This is a genomic window from Clostridium gasigenes (genome assembly GCF_017348895.1).
GTDB classification, from domain to species: domain Bacteria; phylum Bacillota; class Clostridia; order Clostridiales; family Clostridiaceae; genus Clostridium; species Clostridium gasigenes.
On the sequence record NZ_CP071376.1, the window covers coordinates 245,407 to 265,476 of the forward strand.

The window sequence follows — 20,070 nt, forward strand, 5'->3', positions numbered from 1 at the left end:
AGGGTATTTATGAGAAGTAAGAAGAAAAATGTAATGATTAAAAGAAAGGTAAGACTTAGGAAAAGAAGAAAAATGTTTTTTTTAGGTACTATAATTTTTTTAAGCTGCGCTATTATATTTACCACATTATTTTATAAATTATATATTAATTCTAAGTGTAAAAACTTATCTTATTCAATAAATTATACTTTAACAAATAAATCTGAAAAAAAGCAACGCTTACTAGAGGTCAAGGACGTAAATTTAGTGTTTCAAGATGATGACAGTGCAATTGTAGACGTATCTGGCCCTGGCAAAGAAAATCCTCATAGTAACACTAATGTAAAAGCATCTTTCAAAAAGACCTCTTTCGGAGTTTGGAAACTTAATAAAGCTTCCTTAATTTCTTCAGAAAATTAGTTATTGCAAATTATTCGCATTTCCTTGTATAATAGAGTTAGAAAACTTAGGAGATGATTTTTTGATTACCATAAATAATTTGTGTTTTTCATACACAAACAAAGCACCATATATACTAAATAACATTAATTTAAATATACCTTCTGGTGTTTATGTTTCTGTTGTTGGCGAAAATGGTAGTTGTAAAACAACACTAATTAAACTTATCCTTGGACTTTTAAATCCTACTTCTGGCTCTATTAACATTACGGCTAACTCAATAGGATACGTTCCTCAAAAGTTAGATTCTTTTAACGCCCAATTCCCAATCACTGTAACTGAAGTGCTTGATTGTCATAAAAAAACTTTAGGCAAAAATAAAAAAATAGATATTCCTGCTGCTTTGAAAAGTGTAAATTTATATGAATATAAAAATAAATTATTAGGTAACCTTTCTGGTGGTCAGCAACAAAGAGTTTTAATTGCACGTGCATTAATGGGAAATCCTGATATTATCATACTTGACGAGCCTTCTACGGGTGTAGATGAAGCTAATCAAAAAGAAATTTATAGCATTATATCTCAAATTAATAAAGTGGATAAAAAAACTATTATATCTATTGAACATAATATTCACATAGCCCTTAAATATTCAACACATATACTTAAAGTACATAATGGAAATGTTAAACTTTATACATCTAGCGAATATAAAATCTTAAGAGATAGAAATTTTGAGATAAACAGTGCTATTTAATTTTTCTTTAAAGCTTTAATTTATACAGAAAGGTAGGTTTCAATGTTACAATTAGAATTTATGCAAAATGCCTTTATGGCAAGTTTTATTATTTCAATACTATGTCCCTTTATAGGACTTTTTTTAGTTCTTAGAAGATACTCAATGATAGGTGATACTCTTTCTCACTCTTCATTTGCTGGAGTTGCAATAGGCTTAGTTATTGGTCTTAATCCTTTAATAACAGCTTTCCTATTCACTTCATTATGTGCTTTAATTATAGAGTTTTTAAGAGATTACTATAAAAAGTATGCTGAGCTTGTAATGTCACTCGTCCTTACTTTTAGCCTTGGTATTGCTATTATATTAATTAGTAGCGGCAAAGCCTCTGCTAATGTTAATTCATATTTATTTGGCAGTATATTAACAGTAACTAGATCCGATATTGTGTTAATATCAATTGTAGGTATTACTTGTATAGCTATACTTATGCTTCTTTATAATAAACTTGTATATATAACTTTTGATGAAGAAGGTGCAAAAACTTCTGGAATTAAAGTTAAAGCTATTAACTACATATTTACATTATTAGTTGGTGCAACAATATCTATGTCAATACGAATAATGGGAATCTTAGTTATATCCTCAATTATGGTAGTTCCAGTTGCTACTGCAATGCAACTAAAGAAAAGCTTTAAAACTACTCTTATATTTTCAATAATATTTGGTTTTATAGATATTATGTTAGGTCTTGTTTTCTCATATTACATAAATAGTGCACCAGGTGGTACTATTGCCCTAACTTCTGTATTTACACTTATTATGGTTATCATATATGAACGTTTTAGAGGCTAATGTAGATTCAAATACAAAAAGCTAGGTAAGAATAAATTTTAGAAAAACTAAAATTCATTCCTACCTAGCTTTTTTTGAGGCTTACTTATTCTTTACAATCCTCGCAAACACCTTTCATTTCTAGTTTGTGTTCTTTTAATGTAAATCCAACTTGAGCCTTTAATAATTCTTCTATATGTTGCATTGGACAAGGAAATGCTATTTCTTTATGGCAAATATCACATTCTACTGTATGATTATGTTTATTTTTTTTTAAGGAATAAATAAAATGGCCTTCTCCAAGGCTTACTTTATTAATAATATTTTTTTCTTCAAATAGTTCAAGACCCCTATATATTGTACTTAAATTCACATTTATACCCTGACTTTTACATTCTTCATAAAGATTTTCTGCCGAAATACCTTTAGTTATATTTTCTAAAATATTCAATAAAGCTATTCTAGCTTTTGTTATTTTTATTTCATTTTTTTTAAGATAGTTATTCCACTCCATACTTTCACCTACTCATTTAAGGCTTATTCAAAAAATAACAAGCTACTATGCTAGTATATTTTGTGCCTTGACTTGTTATTTTTTTAAAATCCCTAATATATATTATATCATATTAAGACTTCAATTATAATACTATAAAAATATCATCTTAAGTCCAAATAAAACAAGTATTATTCCACCAAAAAAATCTGCATACCTACATATAAAATCTATTTTTTTTACATATCTACATAAATAGAAACCAATAGTACAAATTAATAATGTAATTAATCCTGCTAATACAGAATCTACAAACATAAGTGAATAACCGCCTATATAATGAAATGTTGTAAATCCAACGACTAAGGCATCTATACTTACAGATATACCAAGAAGAATATGCATATACTTCTTCTCTAGTATAGACTTTTCATCTCCCTCACTTTTTATTCCTCCCAGTATCATAACCATACCAATAATCCCCATAATAATTCCACCTATCAAATTGGGGATGCTTGCTATATATGTATCAAAAAAATTTCCCCATATTCCTCCAACTAAAATAAATAAAAACTGAAATATTGCAAAAGATAGTATGCATTTAATTTTAGTATTTCTTCTTACTTTACAATTTAAGCCTAAACTTATAGTTACCCCTAATGCATCCATAGCTATAGCTACTCCTATTATAATAACCTCTCTTAACCCCATTTATATACTTATCCTCCTATTTTATAGAGTCTACTATATATTTTATTATATTTTTTTTATTTTATGTATCATATTATTTTTTTAATAAACCCTTTATTTAATGCATATTTTGTTGTATATTATTAAATAGAGTACATAATAAGTTAAAAAGTATATCACATTGCATATTTTATAATAAAAGGAGCGTATTTAAATGGCTAATTGTATCATTGCCCAATCAGGTGGACCAACATCTGTAATTAATTCAAGTGTAGTAGGTTTACTTAAGGCGAATAAAGATTTAGATTTATTTGACAATGTTTATGGCGGCTTAAACGGAATTGAAGGTATCTTAAACGGAAGCCTAATAAACTTAACAACCCTTTCAGATGAAGAAATCCAAATTTTTAGATATACACCTTCTTCTGGCCTTGGATCTTGTAGATATAAAATGAAAAACCTTGAAGATGGAGCAGAAGAATATGATAAACTTTTAGAAATTTTAAAAGCTAATGATATTAAAGCATTTTTTTATGTAGGCGGTAATGATTCAATGGATACTATTGCTAAGCTAGGAAAATATGCTGTGGAAACTGGACTTGATATAAAGTTTATGGGAATACCTAAAACTATAGATAATGATTTAATGTTTACAGATCATACACCTGGATTCGGAAGTGCTGCAAAATTTATTGCAACAACTGTTTTAGAAACTTATCTTGATTCATCAGTTTATATAAATAATGGTATATTCATACTAGAGACTATGGGCCGTGATACAGGATGGCTTGCAGCTTCAGCCTGCCTTGCTCAAATTAATGGAAAACCTGTAGCTGATTTTATTTATCTACCTGAGATAGCTTTTGATATAGATAAATTTTTAAGTGATGTAAACCAAAAGTTTAAGGAACAAAACCAAGTCTATATAGTTGTATCCGAAGGGATACGAAATGCGGAAGGTACATTTGTAACTGAAGTAGAAAAACAACATGATACTTTTGGACATGCTCAGCTTGGTGGAGTTGGTAACTATCTTAAGCATTTAATAATTAACTCTGGTATAACTACAAGAGTTAAATCACTTGAGCTTGGTGTACTGCAAAGATGTGCAATACATTGCGCTAGCAATGTAGATTTACAAGAAGCTTATGATGCTGGGTATTCAGCATTAGAATTTGCAAGAGATGGTATGTCTGGCTATATGGTAGGAATTAAAAGGGATTCTAATTCCCCTTATAAAGTATCATATTTTCTAGTCCCAGCAGATAAAATAGCTAATAACGTTAAATACTTTCCAACGGAATGGGTAAACACGGCTGGTAATCATCTAACTGAAGAAGCACTAAACTACTTTACTCCTTTAGTTAACGGCGAACCATCTTTAATACTTGAAAATTACTTGCCTAAATTTAAATCTTTTAATAATCCTAAGAATAAGTAAAACTTAGTAATCTAAAGGAAAATAGCAAAATAGCTTATAGCTATTTTGCTATTAATTAGCTAATATGCTAATTAAAATTTTGATATATTTTTACTTATCCATTCAATTGTGTTTAGAAATATATTTACCTCTTCTATGCTATTATATATTCCAAAGCTTACCCGAACCATCCCTTGCATCTTCAAATTTGAATTTGTTAGATACGCTGTTGCTTCTTCATCTGATAAATGTAACAGTCTTCTTACATATGGATGAGCACAAAAAGCACCCTGCCTTACTGCTATTGCTTTATATTCTGCTAATATTTTAGCAACTTCAGCATTATATATACCTTCAATATTAAATACTGTAATTCCTAATCTATCTTCATAATTTTCCAAATCCCCATAATTTATAATTTTTGGTATAGATTTCATACCTTCTAATGTCTTTGATAAAATTTCTTTTTCATGCTTTTCAATTTTATCATATCCTATTTTCTCTAGTTCCTTAATACCCTCTACTAATGCTACCGCTCCAAAGAAATTAGGGCTTCCAGCTTCATTTTTTTCAGGTGTCTGTAGCCATATTTCACTATAATCTAACACTGCCTCAACAGTTCCTCCACCTTTTATATCTGGTTCTACATCATTAAAATACGTGTTTAGTCCAACTATTGCGCCACTACCAAAAGGTGCATACATTTTATGAGCTGAGAACACTAAAAAATCTATATTTTCAAGTTCCTGGTTAGATGTCATATAAATTCTTTTATGCGCCACAATTTGAGCACCATCAACTATTAATTTTGCACCATACTTATGCACAGTTTTTGCAATTTTAGTTAGATCGTTCACATATCCAGTTACATTAGATGCCGCTATTAACGATACAAACTTAACCTTCCCATTATAATTTATAAGCTTTTCCTCTAATTCCTCTATCTTTAATCTACCATTATTATCAACTTCTATATAATCTACTATACATTTATTTCTCCAGGGCAAATCATTAGAATGATGTTCCATTCTACTAGTTATCACTACATCATATTTACTTGTTATTAATATATTAGATAACTTATTTATCCCCTCTGTTGTATTGTTAACAAATATTATAGTGTATTTATCTAAAGGAGCTTTAAAAAAATCTGAAATGAAATTTCTACACTCATTATATACCGCTGTGGAAAACTCAGATTTTTGACCAAGTCCTCTTCCTATAGAACCATAATCTTCACTAGCCTCTATTATTTTATTAATAACTTGCTTAAATACTGGTGTAGTAGCTGCATTATCAAAATTTATTGGTATTACCTTATGCCCACCTAAAATAGGCACCTTTTTATCTAGTCCTATAAATAAATCTCTCAATTTATCAACCCTTCCATTAAACATTATAAGTGACACTCAAAATTTTACATTTTAATATTAGAACTTAATTATCAGCTTGTAATGAAATTTTATATTAGTAGCTCCACTATATATTATTCAAAATATTAATTTATGACACAAATTACAACACTATACTATTTTTTAGTACTAGAACCATCTTCATTCTCATAATCTATAAAAGCTTGAAAAAACAGTTAATCAAATTCTGGTGTATTTTCATGTCCCTAAGGTAACATATATAAATATCTATCATATATTTATAATAAATATTCTTTTGGAGGTAAAAAATGAATTCAAAAAAAAATACTTTGGTTGATAGGTCTGATGATTTAACTTTCATTCCTTTAAACATTAAAGAACCATTTAAATCTAAAGATTCCTCATGGGTTCCTTGTATGGATGTAGATGCTAATAATATGACTAATAACTTCTTTATAGGGCTACCTGATTTACAAACTACTCAGGATTTTAATCCTCTTCCTAATATGAATACTAACCCAGTACCTCTTTATCCAGCAACTATTCCTACACCTTCAATATACAGTTCAGACAATAATACTACTAATAATAATTCTAATCCAACTAACATAGCTGACAAAGATGAACTTTATCCATCTGAATTACCTGCATTACCTCAATTACCTGAAAGTGAATTATACAACTACACTGAAGATACTAATATTGATAGATTTACAAATGCGCTTACTCACTTAGATATACTTAGAGATTTTGATTTATCTATTAATTCTGATATTACAAATGATACTAGGTGTTGCTCTTCTCATGATATTGATAAAATATTTAATGATATGGAAAAAAATAATAACGGAGTGCTTAGCACCTTAAAATCATATAAAATTCCTTATCCAATTGCTACTTTAATAATTAAAAAGATTATTAAATTAACTCTTGATTATTCAAGGGAAGAGTAGGTGATATTATGAACTTTTGTAGAGAAACATTGCCTAATTCACAAAGCAGGCTTAGATTAATCCATGCCCTTCCTGAGGCGGGCTCTATTGATGTTTATGCTAATGGTGAACTTATTGCCAAAGGATTACTATTTGGGAAAGTTGTACCCTATTTACAATTAAAGCCTGGAAGTTATGAAATTCAATTATATCCTTCTGGCTTATATGATAACCCACTTTTTACTAAGACAATTGATTTACTTCCAAACAGTGCATCAACTGTTTCTATTATTACTTTCTATAATAGTATTGACTTGTTTCTATTAAATGATTCAACTAGTGGTCCTAGTATATCTAACTCATTTTTAAGATTTATACATTTATCTCCAAATTCGCCATTACTAACCCTTTCTTTATTAAATAATGTTCCCCTTTTTAGTAATGTTGAATATGTAGAAACCACAGGATATTATCCCTTATCACCAGGCATTTATAACTTTAGAGTTACGCTTTCCTCTCTTCAGGCAATATCTCAACTTATTACAAACCTCAGACTTCTTAATGGACAGTTTTATACAATATATATAATAGGTTTATTTAACAATACTCCTCCACTTGGATATTTAGTTTTAAGAGATAGCCTATAATTTAAATATAAAAAAAGGTGTGATTTTATTAAATTTGCATCTTTTTTTCATTTTATAATTTCATAATTTGATTACCTTACTAGTTGATAGTATAATTAACTATGACATTTGATTTTTATTATTTTTTACATAGATGAGCCTTCTTTAAAAATGACAGTTTAAAGCTGCAAAGATGGCAATTAGGGAGCTAAAATAATATGACTAGTTATTTTTTGAAGCTGCCTTGAAAGATGGAGGATAACAATGGTAATTTTAAGTTGCAAGGATATAAGAAAAAGCTACGGTATTAGAGATGTATTAAAAAATGTTACATTTTCTATTAACGAAGGTGATAAAGTTGGTATTATAGGTGGAAATGGCGAAGGTAAATCTACTCTTTTTAAAATTCTTACAAAGGATTTAAATTATGATAATGGTGAAATATTTTTAGATAAAAATAAATCCCTTGGTTACCTGTCTCAAAACATTACACTTAATATGAATAACTCTATCTATGATGAGTTAGTTTGTGTTTTTCAAGAACTCCTAAACATGGAGACTAAGCTTGCTAATTTAGAAGTCAAAATGAGCGAGCCTTATGATGAAAATAATGCTGCTTATCATGATAAATTAATAAAAGACTATACAAATATTCAAGATTTATATGGACCTAGAGGTGGTTACACTTACAGAGGTGAAATATCTAAAGTTTTAAAAGGACTTGGATTTCTTGAAGATGACTTTAATAAAACTATATCTACATTAAGTGGGGGGCAAAAAACTAGAGTTTCTCTTTGTAGACTACTTCTTCGCAAACCAGATATAATTCTTTTAGATGAGCCTACTAATCATTTAGATTTAGAAGCTATAGAATGGCTTGAAGATTATTTGAAGTCTTATAAAGGAACAGTCTTAGTAGTTTCTCATGATAGATTCTTCTTAGATGCAGTTACTACACATACATTTGAAGTAATTAATGGTCATGTTAATTGTTATAACGTTCCTTACACTAAATTCTTAGATCTTAGAGCAAAAGACCATGAAGCTCAATTAAAAGCTTATACTCTACAGCAGGTTGAAATTAAAAGACAGGAAGCTATTATTGAAAAATTCAGATCTTTCAATAGAGAAAAGAGTATTAAAGCTGCCGAAAGCCGTGAAAAAGCTCTTGATAAAATTGATAGACTTGATACCCCAGATAAAGATAAAGAAGCTTCAAAAATACAATTTGAAACTTCAGTTAAAAGTGGTTATGATGTCTTACATGCAGAAAATTTAGCTAAAAGCTATGGTTTAAAAACATTATTTACAACTCTTGATTTTGATTTAAAACGAGGAGAAAAAGTCGCATTAATTGGTGAAAATGGACGTGGTAAAACTACTTTATTTAAAATCATCATGAACACAGTAGGTGCAGACAAAGGAAATATTATTCTTGGCACTAACGTAAATGTTGGATATTATGATCAAGAGCAATCTAATCTTAATTTAGATAAAAGTATAATAGACGAGGTTTGGGATGACTTCCCTCACTTAACTACTTCTAAACTTAGAAATGCACTTGCTTCATTTCTATTTACAGGAGATGATGTATTTAAAATCATAAATACCTTAAGTGGTGGAGAAAAGTGTAGAATTAATCTTTTAAAACTTATGCTTTCTCGCTCTAACTTACTTTTATTAGATGAACCAACAAACCATTTAGATATTATGTCAAGAGAAGCGCTAGAAGATGCTATTTTAAGCTATGATGGTACCTTAATGATAATATCTCATGATAGATATTTTCTTAATAAAGTAATTAATAGAATACTAGAACTTAAGGAATGTGGAATTAATGAGTACTTAGGTAACTACAGCTACTATCTAGAGAAAAAAGCTAATCCCCTTCGTTTCCAAGAAATTGAAGAATTACAAAATGGTAAAACTAAAACTCAGGTTAAAGACGAAAAGAAAAAGAAAAGAGAATTAGAAAAAGAAGAGAAAACTGTAAAACTTAAGCTAAAAAAAATTGAAGATGATATTGCTTCAAAGGAAGATGATTTATTAGTTCTTCAAGAACAATTATGCCTTGAAGAAATTTATGCAAATCCAAAAGAAAGTGAAAGAGTTAATAAAAAAATAGCTGTTCTTGAAGAAGTAGTCTCTTCCCTTTATGAAGAATGGGAAAATTTAGCTTAAAGAGCTTAAATAAAATAATAAATCAAAGATTCTGAGGATATTTTTAGCTAGGCAAAGAACCACAACATTTACATAGACTCACTATGTAAATGTTGTGGTAACGAAGCCTAGTGGCAAATACACCAGAATCTGATTAATTATTTATTTGTAGATTCCTTTATAAAACCTATCTTAGGCCAGTTGATCCAAACCCACCTTCTGCTCTTTCACTTGATGATAATTTTTCTACTTCTATTATATCAACTTTCCATACTGGTTTAACTACCATTTGAGCTATCTTCATTCCTTTTTCAACTGTAAAACTATTTTTACTATGATTAATTAATATAACTCCAACTTCCCCTCTGTAACCTTCATCTATAGTTCCCGGAGTATTTAAAACTGTTATACCAAATTTTAACGCTAATCCACTTCTTGGTCTAACTTGTGCCTCAGTTTGCTCTGGCAATTCTATTTTTATTCCGGTTTTAATTAATGCACTTTCTCCTGGGGTAATTACTATATTTTCTACAGAATATAAATCTAAACCTGCATCACCAGAGTGTGCGGCTCTTGGAAGTATTGCATCCTTATGTATTCTTTCTACTTTTAATGACATCTTATTCATTTTCTCTCCTCCAATTCTCATTTCAATATATTTAAATTTTATCATATTTTTTTCAAAGTGCCTAATATATTTTTAGACCATAACTTTAGCAAAAAGTTATGGTCTAAAAAAACTATTTTTCTTTTATTTATTCAAATGGCCCTTATGGTCGCTGAAAGAAAATATATTTAAATCTGACTAGATATTTTTTGAAGTTCCCTATAACAAGATGGTTTAATTTTATTTACTACACATATATTTGCATCTTTAATGGAATTATCAATAGTTACTTCATTCCATGTAATATAAACAGGCTTTTCAAAGAATTTTCTATCTACTAATGAAATTATTCTATAACATCCATTTACTAAATTATCGAAAATAATCTCTCCTTTAAAATCTGTTAACTTTGATTCATGTAATTTAGGACAAACACCATTCAATTCATATAAATTAACTTTTGCCCCTTTAATTTCAACACCATTGCTATCCTCTAATTTAACTGACACCTTAATTTTCCCACTACTATCATCATAATTTTCTTCACATACTTCACACTTTTCTTCACACTTTTCTTCATATTTTTCTTCATATTTTTCTTCATATTTTTTATCCAATTCTTCATATTCTATATGCTTTTCATCAGTACTATCTTCATAACTAGACTCTTCTGGATATTGTATTTCCATATCAAATTCATTATTATTTGATCTTTCATAGATACTATCATTATTGTTATAGCCACTACTTTCTTTTCCAAACGTACCATCTTCTTGTTTACTTATATCATTTTCACAATATTCACCAAAAACAATATTTAAATCTTCTCCTAAGTTAGAATATTCATCATCTATCCTTATTTTCATTTCTAGGCCCCCTAAGTATAATATATCTACATAATACGTCTATACTTATATTTTGGTGCTAATAAAAAACTAATTGATATTAATTTAAATCTATCAACATCATCTTTTTAGCTAATTCAAAAGGCTTTGGCTTGCTATAATAATAACCTTGTATTATATCGCATTTAATACTTTTTAAATACTCTACCTGCTTTTTAGTCTCTACCCCTTCAGCCACTACTACTATATCTAAACAATGTGATAAATCCACTATTTTTTCTATTATATATTCACTTTTTTTATCAATACTTATTCCATCTATAAAACTTTTATCAATTTTAAGTACATCTATTGGAAGAATTTTTAAATAACTTAAAGATGAATATCCTGTTCCAAAGTCATCTAATGCAATACTTACTCCAATTTTCTTAAGTTTTTTTAAAATATCTATATTTTTATCTACAGACTTCATTATTATACTCTCTGTTATCTCAAATTCTATATAACTTGGAGGTAAATTATATGCTTTAAGTGTATCTGAAACAAAATCGACTATTTCATCATCCCTAATCTGTATGCCAGATAAATTTATAGCTATTTTAAATTTCTTATTTGTAGTTAATGAAAGTTGTTTACACCTTTTTATTGACTCTTCAATTATAGATTTACCTATATTAATTATAAGACCTGTTCGCTCTGCTATTGGTATAAATTCTGTTGGTGATACAATCCCAAGCTCTGAACTATTCCATCTAGCTAATGATTCATATCCAACAACTTCTTCTGTAAAAGTATTTACTTTAGCTTGATATAATACAATAATCTCATTTTTATCTAGCGCTGTTCTTAATCCTTTTTCAATTTCAAAATCTCTATTAAATTCTTTTAATAGGTTTATATCAAAGAATTGATATCTATTTTTCCCATTAGCTTTAGCCTTATACATAGCTATATCAGCTCTTTTTAATAATGAATCTAGATTTTCTCCATCAAATGGATATAAACTAACCCCTATACTTAATGTACAATAAACATCTTTTCCATCAACTTTTATAGAATCGTTAAATCTCTTTATTATAGCTTGTATTAATTCCTCTACTTCTATATTATTTTTAATTTTAGTTTTAGCAATTACAAATTCATCTCCACCTAATCTTGCAAAATGACTATTTTCATCAATTATTCCATACATCTCTTCACAAAATTTTTCTAATAAAGAATCTCCTAAATTATGTCCATATGTATCATTTATATATTTAAAATTATCTAAATCTATAAATATAATAGCTATACTTTCATTCCCCTTATTACTTTCAAGTGATTTATTAACATTTTCAACAAATAATCTTCTATTAGCAATTCCAGTTACCTCATCGTAATAACTCATAAAATAAATTTTAAGTTCCTTTTCTTTTATATCAGTTATATCAATTAATGATCCATATACATACATTTTACCATCATCACCTATAGATCTCTTTCCACTAGCATGAACCCATACAATTTTATTTTCTTTACTTACAAGTCTATATTCTACTTCATAATCTACAGTATCTTTTCCATATAATAATTTCTGTATTTTTTCTCTATATGATTTAATATCCTTACTAAATATAAAAAATTCCCACTGTTTTAAAGTTATTATTACCTCTCCATGTAGCCCTATACAACTATCATGATTATACTGAAAATAATTAACTATTTTTTTATCAAAAATAATTTTTTCTTTTTCAATATCTATACAAAAAATTATATTGCTAGACCCCTCTACAACTAATTTATACTTTTTATTTCCTTCTTCTATTAACTGTTGTTGTTTAACCTTTTCTGTTATATCATTTATTATCCCTGCAAGGTAAAATACGCCTTCTTTAAACCTTCCTATTCCATTTAAATTTATAATTATCTCTTTTCCTTTTGTATTTTTAAAAGTATATTGAATATCAAATTTCTCCACTATTTTATTATTACATATATTACTAATTATTTCCTCAACTCTAGCTCTATCCTTAGGTACAATAAACTCAAACAATTTTCCAAAGGTATCTATATTACTCTTCACTTGTAAAATATCTTTTATTGTACTAGATAAATATAAGATTTTACTTTTATCATCCCATTCCCATATAGATCCATTTAAGGCTTCTATAGCCATATTATATCTTTTATAATTTGTTTTAGACATTTTGTTTGCTTTTTCATATTCTTCTTTTTTTAAAATAATCCTTTTCATTAAATATATACATATGCAAATAGCTATAAATCCAAAAAATATTATAGCTCCTAATCCCAAAAAGACCTCTCTTTTACTCATATATTCACCAATACCTTTACAATAATATATATATTACATTATCACATATTTTTACTTTTTATACTGTTTTTTATCAAATTATGATATACATTTACAAAAAACGATTTCTAATTCCTATATTAAATAGAAATTTATAATATTATCACCATATAATTACTCTTTTATTTTTTAAATACTTTGGCATACTAAGATTATCTAGTAATAACTAAAGGAAGGGATGAATTCTTTGTGAAAAAATTTTTTTTAAGAAACATTATAATATTATTTTTAACTTTATTTTTATTCTCATCATTAAGTTTAACATCATTAGCTTGCCAAACCGATGTTGAAAAGGTTATTTATCTTACTTTTGATGATGGTCCTGGCGGTAAAATAACTAATAAAATTTTAGATACATTAAAAGAGGAAGGTGTTCCAGCTACATTTTTTGTAATTGGATGTCAAGTCCAAAATCAAGAAGATATTATTTTGCGTATGAAAAACGAAGGTCACAGTATAGGATTACATAGTGTAACCCATGATAGAAATAAACTATATCATGGCAATGAAGGATTCTTAAAGGAAATGTTAAATGATCAAGCAATTTTAGAAAAAACTACTGGTCAAAAATATAAGATATTAAGATTTCCATTTGGTTGTAATAATAATACTTATAAATTAACAGATTCCTTAGTAAATTTAATTCACGAAAATGATTTAAGAATTTATGACTGGACTCAAGATACTTGTGATGGTGCAAATGCTAATTCTTCTCCAGATTGTATTTTAAAAAAATCTATCAGCGAGAAAAACAATATAACTCTATTAATGCATTGTGGCTACATAAATAAAAATAGTGCTACTGCATTACCTTCAATTATAAAACATTATAAAAAAGAAGGTTATACATTTAAAGCAATTGACGAAACAACTCCAGAAATTTATAAAGTTACAAAACACAATAACTAAGCTATTAATTTAAAAAATAAATAATTATGATTAGTAGATTTTTATCTACTAATCATAACTTTTGATTAATTGTAGTTCAAGCTTTTACTGTTGTTTTCGTTGCTTTTAATGCGACCTTTACAGCTTTAAATAATATTATTCCAATTATAGTATTCATTATTGCAGCTGGTATAACTACCACTTTTACAAGAGCCATGAATTCACTTGGCAAACCTACAATAAATTGTGCCGATAATAAAAACACCAATCCACTTATTATAGTTCCTATAGGTAAGCATATAGCCATTTTAGTAATATCTTTAAATCTATTTCTTAATGGTAATAATGCAAAATATATTATATTAGAAGTAACTACTTTATCTATAATGTTAGGAAGTTGCCCCCCTGGAAATTTTGTTGTTAAAGATGTGAAAACCCCAATTATAATTCCTGATATCAAAGTAGTTTTATAATCATTATTTAATATTATTATTATAAACAACATTGCTAGAGCTAAATCTGGTTGCATTGGTAATCCTATTGTTGGAGTTATTTGATGCAGTATTGCACCTATTGCTATTAATATCGAATTAATTGTCATTTTCTTTATATCCATTTTTTTATTCATTTCTATTTCCCCCTTGAAATTTTAATAATAAATTTAAGTTTTCTCCCACTAGATAAATTTTCTAAGTTTTAGTTGTCCTGTGGTATTACTATTAAGCAAATCCCCTCTGAAACTAATACCCCCTTGATTACACATTCACTTCATAACATACCACTCAACTCCTTTTTAGATAATAAAAAAACTCCGTCCTAAATTAATAGGACGGAGAATATCCGCGTTGCCACCTAAATTGCTTATAAAAAAGCCACTTATATTTCAGGTACTATATAAATACCCTATTTGCTGTAACGTGCAACCCACGGCTTAGCTACTATCATTAGATTTCACCTTGCTCCTCAAAGGCCCATTCACTATTTGCTGCAGTACCGAAATCACACCACCTTCGGTTCTCTGAATCTTTACCAAATTAGTTACTATCCCTCTTCAATGGAATATCATTGTTTCTTTATTCTATACTATGTTCTTTCACCATATTTGTCAACTATTTTTTTAATTTTAAATATTTTTTATATTATATTCTATCTCGGTAGCATATTTATTACATTTTCAAATACTTGTGGCTTACTATAATAATAACCTTGAACAATATCACAATAGATACTTTTTAAGTAATCAACTTGCTCTATTACCTCTACCCCTTCTGCTACAACTTTAATGCCAAGCTTGTGAGATAATTGTATTATATTTTCTACTATACATCTACTTTTATGATTATCTATCATGTCTACAACAAAACTTCTATCAATTTTTAAAACATCTATAGGTAATTTAGTTAAGTAATTAAGTGATGAATACCCAGTTCCAAAATCATCTAAGGCAATAGACACTCCAAGAGCTTTAATCTCTAGCAAAGCTTCAATATTTTTATCAAAACTTTTCATAAGCATACTCTCTGTTATTTCTATTTCTATGTATTTAGGAGAAATATCATATATCTCCATTACAGTCTTAAATGTATTTACTAGGGTTCTATCTCTTAGCTGTACCTCTGATAAATTAAGAGCTATTTTAAAATTATCATAACCTTCTTTTAATAAATATTTAATCTTTGAACAAACTTCTTCTAAAACAAAGTTTCCAATTGGTATAATAAGTCTAGTTGTCTCTGCTATAGGAATAAATTCCACAGGGCTCACAAATCCAAGTTCTTCACTTTTCCATCTTAACAAAGCTTCAAACCCACCAGTTTTATCATTATTAAGTTCAACTTTTGGTTGAAAAACTACAAACATTTCCCCCTTATCTAAAGCTGTTCTTAACCCTTTTTGTATTGTATATATTTTATTAAGTTCATGAGATATATTATAATTAAAGAATTGATACTGATTTTTACCATTACTTTTTGCTATATACATAGCTGCATCTGCATTTTTTAATAACTCTTCAAAATCAACACCATCATCAGGGAATATAGATGTTCCTATACTAACTGTTGAATATATTTCATTTTCCTCTATATAAAATGCATCTTTAAATCTATGAATTATTTTATTAGCCATTTTTTCTACATCTACTAAACTTGTAATGTTAGGAATAAATATTAAAAATTCATCTCCGCCAAACCTACATATTAATTCTTTATCTTCAGATATTTTTTCTAATTCATATGCTACTGCTTCAATAAATAAATCTCCACATCTATGACCATATGAATCATTAATAAATTTAAAATTATCTAAATCTATTATAATAAGTGATCCTCTTGATTCATTTTCTTTATGTTTTGTTATGTAATCTTCTATTATTTGTTTTAAGTAACCTCTATTATGAACACCTGTTAATTCGTCATAATTACTTATATACTTAAGTTTAATATTAGCTTCTTTTTCATTTGTTATATCATCTATATACCCTTCAAAACCAATTAAACTACCGTCGGAATTCCTTTTAACTCGTCCCTTCAAGCTAATCCATTTTTCTTTGCCATATATATCATTGATTTTAATTTCTAAGCCTTCATAAATACTTTGCGTAGGATTATTTATTAATGTACTAATTTCTTTAATATAATCTTTATGAATATATTTTATACAGTCATTAAAATTCATGTTAATGCATATATTATCTAATCCTATTATATCTTTGTTATTGCCGTAAAATGAAACTATGCCATCATATTTATTAGTAACAATAAAAATACCTTTAATTAATTCTTCTCTATTTTTAGATAAAAATCCTTCATTATTACTTTTTTCAAGCACATTGCTAATATTAAAGAAGTATCCTTCTCTTATATTAGGGTTTTCTATATTTATTATTGATCGCGCAAAAATTTTAATTAACTGCCCATAATTATTTCTAAATTTAAAAATAATTTCATCAAATGATGCTTCGTTGATTGATTCATATTTTATTCCTTTAAAAAAGTCCTCAACTCTAGAAACATCATCACAATGTACGTTTTTTAGTAAATTATTATAGCAACAAATCCCTGTGATTTGTTCTTTATTGTATACTTCATCATTGCAAAAAAATTCATTGCTTTGAATGTTGAATCTCCACTCACTTGCCCCTATCCCCTTAAATGATATAACGTCCTTGTTATTTTCATATTTGCTATTCATAATATACTACCCTCTACCACGCTTATTTTTATATATTAAATAATTTATTTTTCACTTTTTATTTTTTAATTTTTTTATCATTAACTAATGTAGCAACTAATGCTGCTGTAGCTGCTATTAATAAAGCCATTTTCCCTATTTTCTTAGCTTTCATATTTTCACTCCCTTTTCTCTTTTTATAATTATTGCCTATTTCCCAATATATATAACATTTTTTATATTTGCGAAAATTTTATTAACTCTATTTTATTATCTTTTACAATTTTTTTTATAGCTTCTGATTTTAAAGCATTAAGTTCTATAGTTCTATAGTTTAAATAAGAACTAATATTTCGTAACTCTTCATCTATTATAGCTGGATGAGCCATAACCTCCACTACATCTACACTATTTAACTCTTTTAGTCTTTTAATTAAGTAATCTTCATTTGCATTACCTTCATAAAAATCTCCAATCATAATATCTGGTGATTTAATATTAAATTCTTTTACAATATGCATATATTCACTACTTGGACACCTTACTGGAACATTGAATTCTCTAGCTAAGGAAAGGACTAATCTAAACACACTTTCATTAAATATATAAAAGTGATGATGTCCATCAATATGATTTAATTCCATACCTGTAGATATAAATTTACTTATTTGTGCTCTTAATTCTTTTTCTAATTCATCCATATCAATTTCTTTAGGCATGTAGTTTGGCTTTTTATAAAAATTACCATCTTCAGTTACTAATGAGGCAACTTCAATCTGTGATAAAATTGGTTTCCCACAAGTTAAATTAAGATGTACTCCCATTTCATTTATTCCATTTTCTTTAGCCATCTTCATAGATTCTTCAAAATAAGGCATATTCGCCATTGCAGTTGTATCGGTCATAATTCCATTTTTCATTGCATCTATTATACCTTTAGATACACCCATTGTTAACCCAAAATCATCACCATTTACTATTAATTTCATATTATTCACCACCCTTATCTTGTACCTATTTTATTACTTTGTCTATAATTTAAGAGCTTTTAAAATAACTAGTCATATTCTTGTCTATTCGCCGATTATAGTTCTTATACTATAGCAAAACATCCTCGAATCCTTGACTTTTTGTTTTCTTTCTGCTCCCTAAATCCAAATTGTCATCTATGTAAACTATACCATATTTTCATTAATATATAAAGTTTCTTTTTGAAAATAAAAAAAACTTCAATCAAATATTTTTACCTTGATTGAAGTTTTTTTATTTAAGAAAAAGAAGTTAAATAATTATATTTTATTAGTTATTTTTTGCCCTTTTTATTTACTTCCGGAACTGGTGCAACATCATTTTTTTTAGGTGCTTGAAAATGATCATTTTCCCAAGTAGCCCTTTGTCCATGTTTAGCCATAATCTCACCTCCCTTTATTATTTCTTTATATTATTTGTTTAATTGCATTATTTTATTCCTGTTTCTAAGGAAGCTAAAAAAAAGGTAGGGATAACCCTACCTTTCATCATACTCATCTAAATAAGAAACTTTTTCACCGTCTTTTTTCCAACCTAATATAGAATCAACATTTACATTTTCAGCCGATTTAAATATAGACTTTTCAACTCCATCAAAGTTCTTCTTTAATTCTTTAATTAAACCTTTAATTTCATATCTCTTATTCCCTATTTTCTTAGCAGCTACCATACAAGCACAATTAAGAGGCCAAATTCCGCAGTAGTTTATAAATTTCTTTATATTATCTTCTTCTATATAATACATTGGTCTTATAAGCTCCATATTTTCAAAATTTGCTGACTTTAATTTAGGAAGCATTGTTTTAAAGTTTCCTGCATATAAAACATTTAACATAGTTGTTTCAATGACATCATTGTAATGATGTCCAAGTGCTAATTTATTGCATCCAAGTTCTTTTGCCTTTGCATAAAGGGAACCTCGTCTCATTCTTGCACAAAGATAACATGGATATTCCTTAGCTTTTTCATCTATAACATCGAAAATACCCGATTTATAAATTGTTACTGGTATTTCTAGATGCTTACAGTTTTCCTCAAGCAACTCTCTTATTTGTGAATGATACCCAGGATCCATAGCTATAAATTCTAATTCAAAATTAACATTACCATGTATCTTTAATTCTTGCATTAATTTAGCTAAAAGAAGAGAATCCTTACCACCTGAAATAGCTACAGCTATTTTATCTCCCTCTTCTACTAAATTATAATCTTTAACAGCTCTTATAAATTTAGTCCAAAGTTCTTTTCTATATGTTTTAACTATACTACGTTCTATTTCCTTAACTGTCTTTTTTTCTTCTTGCGGAATTATTATCTCGCAACCTTTTCCTGCTATGCCGCTCATTTAAATCACCTCTATATAATAAATCTTTCTCAAAGTATAACATTTATTTTCTAAGTTGCAAATCTTTTATCCCAGTTATAATACTTATTATTCATCTAAACTACATTCTAATAAATATACAGCATACTGACTTACTAATTATTTTTATTAGTAACATTTATAAGGTTTTATAAGTATACTATTTATAAAG

Annotated in this window: 18 protein-coding genes and 1 other annotated feature; of the genes, 8 read left to right on the plus strand and 10 right to left on the minus strand. The window is 27.7% G+C overall.

The window, feature by feature from the left end:
• The first annotated feature begins 9 nt into the window (after window positions 1-9).
• The 3 genes from J1C67_RS01170 to J1C67_RS01180 all read left to right on the plus strand — a co-directional run bounded on the left by J1C67_RS01170 (window position 10) and on the right by J1C67_RS01180 (window position 1,969).
• A complete protein-coding gene (locus J1C67_RS01170; protein WP_167866190.1) occupies window positions 10-399 on the plus strand; it encodes a hypothetical protein in 390 nt (129 codons plus the stop codon).
• A gap of 61 nt (window positions 400-460) precedes the next feature.
• Window positions 461-1,135 carry a metal ABC transporter ATP-binding protein gene (locus tag J1C67_RS01175; protein ID WP_089971762.1) on the plus strand — a complete coding sequence of 225 codons (675 nt, stop codon included), beginning with the start codon at window positions 461-463 and terminating at the stop codon, window positions 1,133-1,135.
• Between the two features lie 42 nt (window positions 1,136-1,177).
• The gene (locus tag J1C67_RS01180; protein ID WP_089971759.1) at window positions 1,178-1,969 is read left to right on the plus strand and encodes a metal ABC transporter permease; all 792 of its coding nucleotides are present in this window, start codon (window positions 1,178-1,180) and stop codon (window positions 1,967-1,969) included.
• Between the two features lie 85 nt (window positions 1,970-2,054).
• Here the strand turns inward: J1C67_RS01180 and J1C67_RS01185 are convergent, their stop codons facing one another.
• The gene (locus J1C67_RS01185) at window positions 2,055-2,462 is read right to left on the minus strand and encodes a Fur family transcriptional regulator (protein WP_167866189.1); all 408 of its coding nucleotides are present in this window, start codon (window positions 2,460-2,462) and stop codon (window positions 2,055-2,057) included.
• Window positions 2,463-2,594: 132 nt separating this feature from the next.
• Complete coding sequence (locus J1C67_RS01190) at window positions 2,595-3,152, minus strand: manganese efflux pump MntP (protein WP_167866188.1); 558 nt, start codon at window positions 3,150-3,152, stop codon at window positions 2,595-2,597.
• Window positions 3,153-3,345: 193 nt separating this feature from the next.
• On the opposite strand from J1C67_RS01190, the gene J1C67_RS01195 reads away from it, so the two are divergent.
• Window positions 3,346-4,572: a 6-phosphofructokinase gene (locus J1C67_RS01195; RefSeq protein ID WP_167866187.1), complete on the plus strand. Its 1,227-nt coding sequence runs from the start codon at window positions 3,346-3,348 to the stop codon at window positions 4,570-4,572.
• Between the two features lie 71 nt (window positions 4,573-4,643).
• Here the strand turns inward: J1C67_RS01195 and J1C67_RS01200 are convergent, their stop codons facing one another.
• The gene (locus J1C67_RS01200) at window positions 4,644-5,948 is read right to left on the minus strand and encodes an aminotransferase class V-fold PLP-dependent enzyme (protein ID WP_167866186.1); all 1,305 of its coding nucleotides are present in this window, start codon (window positions 5,946-5,948) and stop codon (window positions 4,644-4,646) included.
• Window positions 5,949-6,232: 284 nt separating this feature from the next.
• Here J1C67_RS01200 and J1C67_RS01205 point away from each other — a divergent pair, with 284 nt between their 5' ends.
• From J1C67_RS01205 to J1C67_RS01215, 3 genes are all read left to right on the plus strand, one after another.
• Window positions 6,233-6,877, plus strand: coding sequence for a hypothetical protein (locus J1C67_RS01205; RefSeq protein ID WP_167866185.1), 645 nt, complete (start codon window positions 6,233-6,235; stop codon window positions 6,875-6,877).
• 8 nt (window positions 6,878-6,885) lie between these two features.
• Complete coding sequence (locus tag J1C67_RS01210; RefSeq protein ID WP_167866184.1) at window positions 6,886-7,503, plus strand: DUF4397 domain-containing protein; 618 nt, start codon at window positions 6,886-6,888, stop codon at window positions 7,501-7,503.
• Window positions 7,504-7,746: 243 nt separating this feature from the next.
• On the plus strand, window positions 7,747-9,663 hold the full coding sequence (locus J1C67_RS01215) for an ABC-F family ATP-binding cassette domain-containing protein (protein ID WP_167866183.1): 1,917 nt from the start codon (window positions 7,747-7,749) through the stop codon (window positions 9,661-9,663).
• Window positions 9,664-9,829: 166 nt separating this feature from the next.
• Here the strand turns inward: J1C67_RS01215 and dut are convergent, their stop codons facing one another.
• The 3 genes from dut to J1C67_RS01230 form a co-directional block, all read right to left on the minus strand.
• Window positions 9,830-10,270, minus strand: a complete 441-nt coding sequence (gene dut, locus J1C67_RS01220) for a dUTP diphosphatase (protein WP_167866182.1) — start codon at window positions 10,268-10,270, stop codon at window positions 9,830-9,832.
• Window positions 10,271-10,437: 167 nt separating this feature from the next.
• Window positions 10,438-11,115, minus strand: coding sequence for a calcium-binding protein (locus tag J1C67_RS01225; RefSeq protein ID WP_167866181.1), 678 nt, complete (start codon window positions 11,113-11,115; stop codon window positions 10,438-10,440).
• Between the two features lie 79 nt (window positions 11,116-11,194).
• Window positions 11,195-13,408: a sensor domain-containing protein gene (locus J1C67_RS01230; RefSeq protein WP_243176723.1), complete on the minus strand. Its 2,214-nt coding sequence runs from the start codon at window positions 13,406-13,408 to the stop codon at window positions 11,195-11,197.
• Window positions 13,409-13,636: 228 nt separating this feature from the next.
• Here J1C67_RS01230 and J1C67_RS01235 point away from each other — a divergent pair, with 228 nt between their 5' ends.
• Window positions 13,637-14,356, plus strand: coding sequence for a polysaccharide deacetylase family protein (locus J1C67_RS01235; protein ID WP_244980262.1), 720 nt, complete (start codon window positions 13,637-13,639; stop codon window positions 14,354-14,356).
• Between the two features lie 76 nt (window positions 14,357-14,432).
• Here the strand turns inward: J1C67_RS01235 and J1C67_RS01240 are convergent, their stop codons facing one another.
• The 4 genes from J1C67_RS01240 to J1C67_RS01255 all read right to left on the minus strand — a co-directional run bounded on the left by J1C67_RS01240 (window position 14,433) and on the right by J1C67_RS01255 (window position 19,880).
• Window positions 14,433-14,963: a tryptophan transporter gene (locus J1C67_RS01240; RefSeq protein WP_175490879.1), complete on the minus strand. Its 531-nt coding sequence runs from the start codon at window positions 14,961-14,963 to the stop codon at window positions 14,433-14,435.
• A gap of 194 nt (window positions 14,964-15,157) precedes the next feature.
• Window positions 15,158-15,399: a binding site (T-box leader), on the minus strand.
• Window positions 15,400-15,481: 82 nt separating this feature from the next.
• A complete protein-coding gene (locus J1C67_RS01245; protein ID WP_167866180.1) occupies window positions 15,482-17,527 on the minus strand; it encodes a putative bifunctional diguanylate cyclase/phosphodiesterase in 2,046 nt (681 codons plus the stop codon).
• 215 nt (window positions 17,528-17,742) lie between these two features.
• A complete protein-coding gene (locus tag J1C67_RS01250; RefSeq protein ID WP_167866179.1) occupies window positions 17,743-18,495 on the minus strand; it encodes a carbohydrate deacetylase in 753 nt (250 codons plus the stop codon).
• Between the two features lie 518 nt (window positions 18,496-19,013).
• Window positions 19,014-19,880 (minus strand): tRNA 2-thiocytidine biosynthesis TtcA family protein, encoded by an 867-nt coding sequence (locus tag J1C67_RS01255; RefSeq protein ID WP_167866178.1) that lies wholly within the window; start codon window positions 19,878-19,880, stop codon window positions 19,014-19,016.
• Between the last annotated feature and the right edge of the window lie 190 nt (window positions 19,881-20,070).